Annotated in this window: 8 protein-coding genes; 7 read left to right on the forward strand and 1 reads right to left on the reverse strand. The window is 70.5% G+C overall.

Annotated elements, in window-relative coordinates; translation table 11 throughout:
• Window positions 1-2: 2 nt before the first annotated feature.
• The 7 genes from O7602_RS11350 (at window position 3) to O7602_RS11380 (ending at window position 9,746) form a co-directional block, all read left to right on the forward strand.
• The gene (locus tag O7602_RS11350) at window positions 3-998 is read left to right on the forward strand and encodes an ABC transporter substrate-binding protein (RefSeq protein WP_281588556.1); all 996 of its coding nucleotides are present in this window, start codon (window positions 3-5) and stop codon (window positions 996-998) included.
• Between the two features lie 72 nt (window positions 999-1,070).
• A complete protein-coding gene (locus O7602_RS11355) occupies window positions 1,071-2,609 on the forward strand; it encodes a sugar ABC transporter ATP-binding protein (RefSeq protein WP_281588557.1) in 1,539 nt (512 codons plus the stop codon).
• On the forward strand, window positions 2,606-3,676 hold the full coding sequence (locus O7602_RS11360) for an ABC transporter permease (protein WP_281588558.1): 1,071 nt from the start codon (window positions 2,606-2,608) through the stop codon (window positions 3,674-3,676). The genes O7602_RS11355 and O7602_RS11360 overlap by 4 nt, the downstream gene beginning before the upstream one ends.
• Window positions 3,673-4,665, forward strand: a complete 993-nt coding sequence (gene yjfF / locus O7602_RS11365) for a galactofuranose ABC transporter, permease protein YjfF (protein ID WP_281588559.1) — start codon at window positions 3,673-3,675, stop codon at window positions 4,663-4,665. Before O7602_RS11360 ends, yjfF begins: the two co-directional genes overlap by 4 nt.
• 26 nt (window positions 4,666-4,691) lie before the next feature.
• Complete coding sequence (gene araA / locus O7602_RS11370) at window positions 4,692-6,194, forward strand: L-arabinose isomerase (protein WP_281588561.1); 1,503 nt, start codon at window positions 4,692-4,694, stop codon at window positions 6,192-6,194.
• Between the two features lie 234 nt (window positions 6,195-6,428).
• Window positions 6,429-8,495 carry an RICIN domain-containing protein gene (locus tag O7602_RS11375; protein ID WP_281588563.1) on the forward strand — a complete coding sequence of 689 codons (2,067 nt, stop codon included), beginning with the start codon at window positions 6,429-6,431 and terminating at the stop codon, window positions 8,493-8,495.
• Window positions 8,496-8,756: 261 nt separating this feature from the next.
• Window positions 8,757-9,746: a LacI family DNA-binding transcriptional regulator gene (locus O7602_RS11380; protein WP_281588565.1), complete on the forward strand. Its 990-nt coding sequence runs from the start codon at window positions 8,757-8,759 to the stop codon at window positions 9,744-9,746.
• A 615-nt stretch (window positions 9,747-10,361) separates the two neighbouring features.
• Here O7602_RS11380 and O7602_RS11385 read toward each other — a convergent pair.
• A complete protein-coding gene (locus O7602_RS11385; protein ID WP_281588567.1) occupies window positions 10,362-13,118 on the reverse strand; it encodes a beta-L-arabinofuranosidase domain-containing protein in 2,757 nt (918 codons plus the stop codon).

Below are 13,118 nucleotides of genomic sequence, written 5' to 3' on the forward strand. Positions count from 1 at the left end.
CGATGCGAACCAGGAGTATGACCCGTACGGTCATCGCGGCCCTTGCCGGCGTGCTGCTCGCCGGCAGCATGGCCGCCTGCGGCAACAGCGACACCGGCGGCGATTCCGGCGGCGGCGACGACAAGCTCGTCCTGGGCTTCTCCCAGGTCGGCGCGGAGAGCGGCTGGCGTACCGCCAACACCACCTCGATCAAAGAGGCGGCGGGCGAGGCCGGCATCGAGCTGAAGTTCGACGACGCGCAGCAGAAGCAGGAGAACCAGATCAAGGCGATCCGGAACTTCATCCAGCAGAAGGTCGACGTGATCGCCTTCTCGCCGGTGGTGGAGTCCGGCTGGGACACCGTGCTCAAGGAGGCCAAGGACGCGAAGATCCCGGTCATCCTGACCGACCGCGCGGTCGACTCGGCCGACAAGTCGCTCTACAAGACGTTCCTCGGCTCCGACTTCGTCAAGGAGGGCCGGCTCGCCGGCGAGTGGCTGGTGGAGGAGAAGAAGTCCGCCACCGGCCCGGTGAACATCGTCGAGCTTCAGGGCACCACCGGCTCGGCGCCGGCCAACGACCGGAAGAAGGGCTTCGGCGAGGCCATCGCGGCCAACCCCAACCTCAAGATCGTCGCGTCGCAGTCCGGTGACTTCACCCGCGCCGGCGGCAAGCAGGTGATGGAGCAGTTCCTCAAGGCCAACCCGAAGATCGACGTGCTCTTCGCGCACAACGACGACATGGGCCTGGGCGCGCTCGAGGCGATCACCGCGGCCGGCAAGGTGCCGGGCAAGGACATCACCATCATCACCGTCGACGCGGTGAAGGACGGCATGCAGGCCCTGGCGGACGGCAAGTTCAACTTCATCGCCGAGTGCAGCCCGCTGCTCGGCCCGCAGCTCATGGACCTGACGAAGAAGGTCGCGGCGGGCGAAGAGGTGCCGGCCCGGATCGAGACCGAGGAGACCACCTTCACCCAGACGACGGCGAAGGAAGCCCTCCCCAACCGCAAGTACTGATCCACACCGGGGGTCGCCGTCACACCGACGGCGGCCCCCGTGCCACCACGTTCCCAGAAGAGGTCCGATGGCATGACGGGTGACCGTCCGGTCCTGACCATGACCGGAATCAGCAAGTCCTTCCCCGGCGTCCGCGCGCTGCACGACGTCGACTTCCGGCTGTTCCCGGGCGAGGTCCACGCGCTCATGGGTGAGAACGGCGCCGGCAAGTCCACCCTGATCAAGGTGTTGACGGGCGTCTACGGCACCGACGCCGGCGTCGTCACGCTCGCCGGTGACCAGGTGTCGTTCAGCGGGCCGATGCAGGCCGCCGCGGCCGGTGTGAGCACCGTCTACCAGGAGGTCAACCTCTGCACGAACCTGTCGGTGGCGGAGAACATCTTCATCGGCCGCGAACCCCGCCGCCTGGGCGCCGTGCGGTGGGGCGAGATGCGCCGGCGGGCGCGTCAGCTCCTGGCCCGGCTCGACCTCGCCCTCGACGTCGGCGCGCAGCTCGGGACATACTCCCTCGCCGTGCAGCAGATGGTCGCCATCGCCCGCGCCATCGACGTCCAGGCCCGGGTGCTCATCCTCGACGAACCGACGTCCAGTCTGGACGCCGGCGAGGTCGCCCAGTTGTTCCGGATCATGCGCCAGTTGCGGGACGACGGGATCGCGATCCTGTTCGTCACCCACTTCCTCGACCAGGTCTACGACATCGCCGACCGCATCACCGTGCTGCGCAACGGCAGCCTGGTGGGGGAGTACCGGACCGAGGAACTGCCGCAGTTCAGCCTGGTGGAAAAGATGATCGGCCAGGAGCTGGACGTGCTGGAAGGGCTCGACGTGCAGCAGCAGCGCGCCACCGTCGCGTCGGACAAGGCCCCGCTCGTGGACGCCGCCGAGCTGGGCCGCCGTGGCGCGGTCGCCCCGTTCAGCCTGCGCATCCACGCCGGTGAGGTGGTCGGGCTGGCCGGTCTGCTCGGCTCCGGTCGGACGGAGGTGGCCCGGCTGCTCTTCGGCGCCGACCGCGCCGACCACGGTCAGGTCCTCGTCGACGGCGGCCGGGCCCCGCTGCGTACCCCGATCCAGGCCATCGGCCGGGGGATCGGCTTCTGCTCGGAGAACCGCCGCGCCGAGGGCATCGTGCCCGAGCTGTCGGTCCGGGAGAACATGATCCTGGCGATGCAGGCGGCGCGCGGCTGGCTGCGGCCGATCCCGCGCCGCCGGCAGGACGAGCTGGTCCAGAAGTACGTCGAGGCGCTCAGCATCCGGCCGGCGAACCCGGAGCTGCCGGTGCGCAACCTGTCCGGCGGCAACCAGCAGAAGGTGCTGCTGGCGCGCTGGCTCATCACCGAGCCGCGCCTGCTCATCCTCGACGAGCCCACCCGCGGCATCGACGTCGGCGCCAAGGCCGAGATCCAGAAGCTGGTGGTGCAGCTCTCCGACGGCGGCATGGCGGTGCTGTTCATCTCCGCCGAGCTGGAGGAGGTGCTGCGCCTGAGCCACCGGGTCGCGGTCATGCGCGACCGTGAGATGGTCGCCCAGCTCGACAACGACAGCTCGCTCGACGCGGACCGCGTCATGCGCACCATCGCCAGCGGAACCCCCCGGGAGGAGGTGAACCGATGAACACCGTCACCGACCGCCTCCGCCCGCTGACCGGGCACCGCCTGTTCTGGCCGGTCCTGGTGCTCGTGGTGATGCTCGCCGCGAACACCGTCTACCGGCCCGGCTTCCTCGCCGTGGAGGTCAAGAGCGGCCACCTGTACGGCACGCCGATCGACATCCTCCGGTTGAGCGCGCCGCTGATCCTGGTCGCGCTCGGCATGACCCTGGTCATCGCCACCGGCGGCATCGACCTGTCCGTCGGCTCGCTCTGTGCCATCAGCGGCGCGATCGCCTGCCTGCACATCAGTGAGTCGGCCGACCAGAACAGCCCGTCCACCGTGCTCACCGCGTTGGCCCTGGCCTTCGGGGCCGCGCTCGTGCTCGGCGCGTGGAACGGCGTGCTGGTCTCCGTCATCGGCATCCAGCCCATCATCGCCACGCTGATCCTGATGGTGGCCGGCCGGGGCATCGCCCAGCTGGTCACCGAGGGGCAGATCATCACGATCAACTCCGAGCCCTACCGGGCGATCGGGCTCGGGCACTTCCTGACCCTGCCGCTGGCCATCCTGATCGCGCTCGCCGCGGCGCTGCTGGTGGCCGCGTTCACCCGCCGCACCGCGCTCGGGCTGATCGTGGAGTCGGTCGGCGGCAACGCCGAGGCCAGCCGGCTGGCCGGCATCCGGTCGCGCCGGGTGGTCTTCCTCGTCTACGTGGTCAGCGCCGCCTGCGCCGCGCTCGCCGGCTTCATGGTCACCGCGAACGTGTCGAGCGCCGACGGCAACGCCGCGGGGCTCTGGATCGAGCTGGACGCGATCCTCGCGGTGGTGATCGGCGGCACCTCGCTGGCCGGCGGCCGGTTCTCCCTCGGCGGCACCGTCCTCGGCGCGTTGATCATCCAGACCCTGACCACCACCGTGTACGCCATGAACATCTCGCCACAGACGTCGCTGCTGTTCAAGGCCGTCGTCGTCATCGCCGTCTGCCTGGTGCAGGCCCCGGCGTTCCGGGCCCGGTTCCGGCGGCGCCGGCGCGGCGTCGAGCCCGGTCCGGCCACGCCGCAGCGGGAGAAGGAGCAGGTTTCGGCATGAGCAGCACGTCGTTGTCCGCCGTCCGGTCCTGGCGGCCCAGCCTGCCCCGGCGACACGTCCCGGTCCTGGCCACGCTCGCGCTGCTGCTGGTCATGTACGGCATCGGCGTGTCCCAGTACCGCGCCTTCTCCAACGTCCAGGTGATCTTCAACGTCTTCATCGATAACGGTTTCGTTCTCGTGGTCGCGGTCGGGATGACGTTCGTGATCCTCACCGGCGGCATCGACCTGTCCGTCGGCTCGGTGGTCGCGATGACCGCGATGGTGTCGGCCGCCCTGCTCCGCGACGGCATGCCGGCGGCCCTGGTGCTGGTCATCGCGCTGCTCATCGGCCCCACGCTCGGGTTCCTGATGGGCTGCGCGATCCACTTCTTCGAGATCCAACCGTTCATCGTCACACTCGCCGGGATGTTCTTCGCCCGGGGCATGTGCACGTTCATCAGCGGCTCCTCGATCTCCATCACCGACGGTTTCTGGACCGGCATGTCCCAGGAGCGCATCGGCAACCCGGCCGGGAACTTCGTCTCGATCAGCGTGCTCATCGCGTTCGCGGTGGTGCTCGTCGCCGCGTACGTGCTGGCGTACACCCGGTTCGGCCGCAACGTGTACGCGGTCGGCGGCAACGCGCAGTCGGCGCTGCTGATGGGCCTGCCGGTCGGGCGGACCCGGATCGCCGTCTACACGATCAGCGGGCTCTGCTCGGCCATCGGCGGCCTTCTGCTGTCGTTCTACACGCTGTCCGGCGCGCCGCTGATCGCCGTCGGCATGGAGCTGGACGTGATCGCGGCGGTGGTGATCGGCGGGACCGTGCTCACCGGCGGGTCCGGATACGTCTTCGGCACCGTCCTCGGCGTGCTGGTGCTCGGCGTCATCCAGACCCTGATCACCTTCGACGGCAGCCTCAACTCCTGGTGGACCAAGATCGTGATCGGCGGGCTGCTCTTCGCGTTCATCCTCCTCCAGCGCCTCATCGGCATCCGGTTCAAGTGACGGCAACTAGCGCGGAAGGCAACAACATGGCAACTCACCCCCAGCCCGAGGTCTGGTTCCTCACCGGGAGCCAGGGCCTCTACGGCGAGGACACGCTCCGGCAGGTCGCCGACCAGTCCCGGCAGATCGCCGCCCGGTTGGACGAGTCGCCGGACATCCCCGTCCGCGTGGTCTGGAAGCCGGTCCTCACCACCAGCACGGACATCCTCGCGGCCTGCCGGGACGCGGCGGTGCAGGGCGCGGTCGGGGTGATCGCCTGGATGCACACGTTCTCGCCGGCCAAGATGTGGATCTCCGGGTTGGACGCGTTGCAGACGCCGCTGCTGCACCTGCACACCCAGGCGAACGTGGCGCTGCCGTGGGACACCATCGACATGGACTTCATGAACCTGAACCAGGCCGCGCACGGCGACCGGGAGTTCGGGTACATCCAGACCCGCCTGGGGGTGGCCCGCAAGACCGTCGCCGGGCACGTCACCGACCCGCGGGTGGTGGGTCGGGTCGGGGCCTGGGCCCGCGCGGCCATCGGCTGGTCGTCGCTGCGGACGCTGCGGCTGGCCCGCTTCGGCGACAACATGCGCGACGTCGCGGTGACCGAGGGGGACAAGGTCGAGGCGGAGCTGCGGTTCGGCGTCTCGGTCAACACCTACGGCGTGAACGACCTGGTGGCGGCCGTCGACCAGGTCGCCGACGCGCAGGTGGACGACCTGGTCAAGGAGTACGACGACGCCTACCGGCTGGACGCCGCGCTGCGGCCGGGCGGGGACCGGCACGACTCCCTGCGGTACGCCGCACGCCAGGAGATCGGTCTGCGTTCCTTCCTGGACGCCGGCGGCTTCCGGGCGTTCACCACCAACTTCGAGGACCTCGGCGGCCTGCGCCAGCTCCCCGGCATCGCGGTGCAGCGACTGATGGCCGACGGGTACGGGTTCGGCGGCGAGGGCGACTGGAAGACCTCGGTCCTGGTGCGGACGCTGAAGACGATGGCGGTCGGCGTCGAGGGCGGCACGTCCTTCATGGAGGACTACACCTACGACCTGACGTTCGGACACGAAGTGGTCCTCGGCGCGCACATGCTCGAGGTGTGCCCGAGCATCGCCGCCGACGTGCCGACCGCGGAGATCCACCCGCTGAGCATCGGCGGCCGGGAGGACCCGGTTCGGCTGGTCTTCGACGCGGCGTCCGGCCCGGCCGTCGTGCTCGGCATGGCCGACATGGGGGAGCGGTTCCGGCTCGTGGCCAACGTGGTCGACGTGGTACCGCCGCCGCAGCCGCTCCGCCGGCTGCCGGTGGCCCGGGCGGTCTGGCGGCCCCGCCCCGACCTGGCCGGCTCGGCGGAGGCGTGGATCACCGCGGGCGCGCCGCACCACACCGTGCTCTCCCAGGCGGTGGGCGTGGAGGAGTTGCGCGATCTGGCCGAGATGGCGCGTACCGAGCTGGCGGTCATCGACGGCGACACCGAGCCGCACCGGTTCGCCGACGAGTTGCGCTGGAACCAGGCGTACTACCGGCTCGCCCGCGGCTTCTGACCGCCGGGACCACCGCCACGGGTGGCGTGCGCCGACGTTCGCGTCGGGGCGCGCCACCCGGTTCGTGTCCGGGACGTTACGGCTTGACGTACGGCATGTTATCGCTCACAGTCGATGCATTGGGATCGCCGGCGCCTTCCGCGGGCCGTTCCGTGCTCAGCATGCGCCGCGGTTGCCGTGCGTCCGGTTTCCCCTCAGGCGGGGGCCGCTGTTAACGATCACATGAGGAGGGTCATGGTGGCGACAGGTCGGCTGTCCCGGCTCCTGGCGGGGTTGGTGGCGATGGTGGTCGGCGGGGTGCTGGTGGGGGTGGCCCCCGGGCCGGCCTCGGCGGCGACCGTGGACACCACCGCGTACTACGTGCTGGTGAACCGCAACAGCGGCAAGGCGTTGGACCTGTACAACCAGGCCACCAACGACGGGGCGCGGATCACCCAGTGGACGCGCAACAACGGGGCCTGGCAGCAGTGGCAGTTCGTCGACTCCGGCGGCGGCTACTACCGGGTGCGCTCGCGGCACTCCGGCAAGGTGCTGGACGTGACCGGCGCCTCCACGGCCAACGGCACGGCCGTGGTGCAGTGGAGCGACCACGGCGGGACCAACCAGCAGTTCCGGCTGGCGGACTCGGACGGCGGCTACGTCCGGCTGATCAACCGCAACTCGAACAAGGCGCTGGAGGTGCAGAACGCCTCGACCGCCGACGGCGGCAACATCGTCCAGTACGACGACTGGAACGGCGCGAACCAGCAGTGGCAGCTCGTCCGCGTCGACGGCGGCGGCACCCCGACCGACCCGCCGCCCGGCGGCACCTTCACCAACCCGGCGGTCTGGCAGGACTTCGCCGACGTCGACATCATCCGGGTCGGCGACGTCTACTACATGTCCGCCTCCACCATGCACTACTCGCCCGGCGCTCCGATCCTGCGCTCGTGGGACCTGGTGAACTGGGAGTTCGCCGGGCACTCGGTGCCCCGGCTGGACTTCGGCACGAAGTACGACCTGCCTCCCGGCAGCCGGGCGTACGTGGACGGCATCTGGGCCTCGACGTTGAACTACCGGCCCAGCAACCGCACCTACTACTGGGCCGGGTGCATCGACTTCGCCCAGACCCACATCTACACCGCCGGCGCGGTCGACGGCGCGTGGAGCAAGCTCACCACCATCCCGAACTGCTACTACGACGCCGGCATGCTGATCGACGACAACGACACCATGTACGTCGCGTACGGCAACGGCACGATCAGCGTCGCGCAGCTCTCCGCCGACGGCCGCACCCAGGTGCGGGCCCAGCAGGTCTACCAGACCCCGTCGAACATCGGCACGCTGGAGGGGGCACGCTTCTACAAGCGCAACGGCGCCTACTACATCTGGCTGACCCGGCCGGCGAACGGCCAGTACGTGCTCAAGTCCACCAACGGCCCGTTCGGCCCGTACGAGCAGCGGCAGGTGCTGCTCAACCTGCCCGGCCCGATCTCCGGCGGCGGCGTGCCGCACCAGGGCGGGTTGGTGCAGACGCAGAACGGCTCCTGGTACTACATGGCCTTCACCGACGCGTACCCGGGTGGCCGGATGCCGACGCTGGCGCCGATCACCTGGACCGCCGACGGCTGGCCGCAGGTGCAGACCGTGAACGGGACGTGGGGGGCGAGCTACCCCAACCCGCTGCCGCTGCATCCGGTCAAGCCGCTCACCGGCACCGACACGTTCGCCGGCACCACGCTCGGCGTGCAGTACGAGTGGAACCACAACCCGGACAACAGCCGGTGGTCGGTGAACAACGGCCTCCGCCTGCAGACCGCCAGCGTGACCAACGATCTCTACCAGGCCCGCAACACGTTGACCCACCGGATCCAGGGCCCGACCTCGACCGCGACCGTCGAGCTGGACTACTCGGCCATGCGGGACGGCGACCGGTCCGGACTCGCCATGCTGCGCGACAGCTCGGCGTGGATCGGCGTCCGGCGGGACAACGGCGCCACCCGGGTGGTCATGACCAACGGCCTGACCATGGCCAGCGGCGCCTGGAACACCACCTCCACCGGGTCGGAGATCGCCAGCGCTCCGGTCTCCGGCGGGCGGATATGGCTGCGGGCCAAGGCCGACATCCGGCCCGGCTCCGGCCGGCAGGCGACGTTCTCCTACAGCACCGACGGGGTCACGTTCGTGCCGCTGGGGAACGCGCTGACGCTCAACAACGCATGGCAGTTCTTCATGGGATACCGGTTCGGCATGTTCAACTACGCGACCCAGGCGCTGGGCGGCGCGGTGACGGTGCGGCAGTTCTCGCTGACGACGCCGTGACACGGGCCACCGCTATCCGCCGTTGAGTCGTCCGGTAATTGCCCGGGGCGGGGGTTCCGAAGTTATCGGAATTGCCCCGCCCCGGGTTCGGCCGTCAATTCCCCGACATTCCGATGCCGCCACTCGAATGGTGATCGATCGCACCGTGACCGGCGCGACCTCTGGCGTAGACTGTCGCCACCCGGGTCGACCCGGTCGACGGCGACCCGTCTCGGCCACGCGGGCATGTGCGAAAGTGAGGTGGCCGTGCGCGGTCCTGCGATGACTGATGTGGCTCGCCTCGCCGGTGTCTCGCACCAGACGGTCTCCCGGGTTCTCAACGGGCATCCGAACGTGCGTGAGCAGACCCGGCTCCGGGTGCAGGCGGCCATCACCGAACTCGGCTACCGGCCCAACCGTGCGGCCCGGACGCTTGTGACCGGCCGGTCCCAGGTGATCGGTGTGGTCGCGCAGAACACCACGCTCTACGGTCCGGCCTCACTTCTGGCCGCGCTGGAACAGGCCGCCGCCGAAGCCGGCTTCGCGGTCAGCATCGGCAGCGTCAGCGACCTCGACCACCGATCCATCTCCGAGGCGGTGGAACGCCACCTCGCGCACCGGGTGGCCGGCATCGTGGTGATCGCGCCGGTCGAGTCGGCCGGCGAGGCGCTCGAACGGCTGCCCCACGACGTGCCGCTGGTGACCGTCGACGGCGATCCCCGCCGGCCGATCCCGCTCGTGACGGTCGACCAGGTCGCCGGCGCGCGGGCCGCCACCCAGCATCTCCTCGACGCCGGGCACCGCACGGTATGGCACGTGTCCGGCCCGTCGGACTGGTTCGACAGCGCCGGCCGGATCGAGGGTTGGCGTGAGGCGTTGCGGCTCGCCGGGGCCGAGGTGCCCCCGCTGGTCCCGGCGGACTGGTCGGCGGCGGCGGGCTACCGGTGCGGGCAGATGCTGGCCCGGATGCCGGAGGTCACCGCGGTCTTCACCGCCAACGACCACCTGGCGCTCGGGGTGCTGCGCGCGTTGCACGAGCACGGCCGGCGGGTGCCCGACGACCTCAGCGTGGTCGGGTTCGACGACGTGCCCGAAGCGGCCTACTTCATCCCGCCGCTGACCACTGTGCGACCCGACTTCGCGGCCGTGGCCCGGGCGAGTCTCGGCCTGCTGCTGGCGCAGATCGAGTCGGCAAGCGTGGGGCCGCTGCGGCGGACCGTCGCCCCGACGCTCGTGCCCCGGCGCAGCGTCGGCCCGCCGCCCCGGCGCTGAACCCTCGCCGGGTGGCGGTCGTCAGCTCCCATCCTTGTCGGTCGGCTCCACCCTGCTCCGGCGGCACTCCGTCCGGCGGCCGACGTCCACCCGGAGGTCGTCGAGATCGTTCTGACCTCGCTACGGCGATCTGACTCGCCGCCGTGCCGGTTGGATGGTGCTGGCCCGCTCGGTGCCTTGAGAGCTGATGGCGTGAATCGACTCACGCTGTCGATGCCGGCCCACGGTCACCGGCGTCCAGCAGTTGATCGACTCCACCTCGGCGAAGTGGCGTGATCCCAGATGCCTCCACCCCGCCACCTCGGCGAAGTGGAGTTGATCAGCGCTGAAACGCCCGCCTTTCGGGACCGTGTTCCACTGAATGGGACGAAAGTAGATCTTGGTACGAAATGGCCCCCATGAGGGCCACTTCGTACCAAGATCCCGCCCGTGCCCGTGCCCGTGCCCGTGCCCGAGCCCGAGCCCGAGCCCGAGCCCGAGCCCGAGCCCGAGCCCGAGCCCGAGCCGTCGACCGTGGGGCGGAGCCGTCGTCGCCGGGTCGCCCGGCCCGGCGACGACGGCGTCTCCGGGGGTACGCGGGTCGGCCGCGACGGCCGGACCCGCGTACCCGGGATCTCAGACGAACCGCCAGCGCTGGTGCGCGGCGCCGGTGTCGTCGGCGAGCACGGCCTGCGCCCCCTGGCTGCCGGAGCCGCCGCTGAGGCCGAGGACCCGGCCGCCGTTGGCGCACTGGATCCGGAAGTAGCCGTTGCCGCCGTGGCGCAGCCGCCACCTGTGGTCGGCGGTGCCGTTGTCGGCCCACTGCACGATCCGGGCGCCGGCGGCGGTGGAGGCGCCCTCGACGCCGAGCACCTTGCCGCTGTGCGAGGCACGCAGCCGCAGGTAGCCGCCGGTGTCCACGAGCGCGGTCCAGAGGTGGTCGGCGGTGCCGGTGTCGCCCCACTGGATGACGAGGCCACCGTCGGCGGTGGACATGTTCTGCACGCCGAGCACGAGCCCGCTGCCGAGGTTCTGCAACCGGCGGGCCCCGTTCGGCAGGAACCGCCACTGGTTGTCCGGGCTGCCGTTGTCCGGGTCCTGCACGGCCATCGCGCCCTGCGCGGTCGAGCCGCCGGAAATGGCGAGCAGCTTGCCGGTGTGCGAGTTGCGCAGCTTGTGGGTGCCGTCGCCGACGTCGACCACGGTCCAGAGGTGGTCGGCGGTGCCGTTGTCGGCCCACTGGAGGATCCGCGCGTTGTCCGCGGTGGACATGTTCTCCACGCCGAGCACCTTGCCGCTGTTGACGTTGCGCAGCTTCAGCGCCGACCCGTCGACGACGAGTTGCCAGTCGTGGTCGGCGGTGCCGGTGTCACCCCACTGAAGGGCAAGCCCGCCGTCGGCGGTGGACATGTTCTGGACGCCGAGCACGAGGCCGCTGGCGGCGTTCGCCAGCCGGAAGCTCGCCTCGCCGCCACCGCCGCCGCCCGTGCCGGCCCGCCAGTAGACCGTGTAGTTGAATCCGTGCGCGTCGTAGAAGGGCCCGAGGTTGACGGTGGCGCCGTTGGCCCGGGCGGTGAACGCCAGCGAGTCGGCGCCGGTCCGGGTGACCGAGCCGGTCTCCAGCGTCGGCAGCGCGCTCAACGTGGTGTTGCCGTAGTTGCCGGAGAGCACCACCGGCCCGTACATGACCGCCTGGACGGCCGCGTCGTCGTTGGCGGCGACCGTGGTCACCCGCATCGGCAGCCGGACGGTGACCACGTCGCCGGAGGCCCAGTCGCGGGTCAGCACGGCGTAGCTGCCCGGTGCGGTGGCGATGCCCTGCGCCGTGCCGTTGACGCTCACCGTCGCCCCGGTGGTCCACGACGGGATCCGGATCCGCATCGTCCAGGATCCGCCCACCGAGCCGGTGACGGTGAGCGTCGTGGTGTCCGAGGCCGGATACGTGGTGCTCTGGGTGACCGTGATGCCGCGCTCGCTCCAGGTGAGCACCGAGGGCAGGAACAGGTTCACGGTCAGCGTGGTGCCGTTGTGGTAGTAGATGCCGTCGGCCAGGTTGGTGTTGGTTTCCAGCCCGGTGCCCTGGCAGCACCAGAAGGAGTTGTAGTCGGTGCTCCACGTGCCGCCGCCCCAGGCCGGGCCGACGCCACGCCGCCCGCCCGGTTTGAGCGGGGTGAAGTAGGTGATGTGGCCGTGGCTGTCGGCCGGGTTCTGCTGGCCGATCATCTGGTTGAGCAGCGCCCGCTCGTAGAAGTCGACGTACGCGACGCGGTCGGGGTCGAGCTGCCACAACTCCCGGGTCAGCTTGAGCATGTTGTAGGTGTTGCACGCCTCGCAGGTGTCGTTGCTCAGGTAGCCGGCGATGGCGTTGGGGGCGCGGAAGTGCTCGGCCTGGCTGTTGCCGCCGATGGCGTACGTGTGCGCGCCGACGGTGATGTTCCAGGCGTTGGTGGCGATGTCGCGGTAGCGGGTGGTGCCGGTGGCCTTGTACTCCCGGGCCGCGCCGATCCACTTGGGCACCTGGGTGTTGGCGTGCAGCCCGTTGAGCTGGTCCTGGTTGGCCGCGAGCGGGTTGAACACGGCCGCGTGGTCGAAGCGCTGGGCGGTGGTCAGCCAACGGGCGTCGCCGGTCTGCTGGTAGATGTCGGTCAGCACCGCGTTCATGCCGCCGAACTCGGTGCCGAGCATGGCCTGCATCTGGGCCGAGCTGAGCCGGCCGGTGCGCCAGTCGACCCAGCCGGCGAGCGCCAGCAGCACGTCGCGGGCCTGCGTGCTGCCGATCAGGCGCCACACGTCGAGCAGGCCGGCGAGCGTCTTGTGGATGCAGTAGTAGGGCACGTTGCCGTTGCTCAGCGTCCGGGCTTCGAGCGCGCTGAAGTCGGACTCGGGGAAGCCGGACAGGTATCCGGTGCTGAAGCCGGCCGCGCCGTTGTTGGCCTGGCACTTCGCCAGCTCGGCGACCATGGTGACCGCCTTGTCCCGGCAGGTGGTGTCGCCGGCCACCGCCCACGCCTGCGCCCACGCGGTGAGGAAGTGGCCCTGCATGTGGGTGCGGAACGGGAAGTTCGGCGCGTCCCAACCGCCGTTGGCGGCGGCGCCGGCGGTGGAGAGCCGGTGGTTGGCGCGGAAGTTGTAGAGCAGCCGGTTGACGTCGACGAACCGGAGGTAGTTCAGCGTGCGGTTCTGGTTGTCCATCCAGCGGCTGGCGGTCAGTCGTACCTGGCCGGGGTCGAACGTGTAGGCGGAGACGCCGAGGTCCGGACGGGCCGGGGCCAGGGCGGCGCCGGCCGGCCCACCGCCGGCGAGGGAACCGACGGTGGCGCCGGCCGCGGTCGCGACGGCGGTGGCGCCGGTCGCGCGCAGGAGCGTCCGGCGGTTCATCGAAGGAGTGGGCAT

Source organism: Micromonospora sp. WMMD1128, from assembly GCF_027497235.1.
Classification (GTDB): Bacteria; Actinomycetota; Actinomycetes; order Mycobacteriales; family Micromonosporaceae; genus Micromonospora.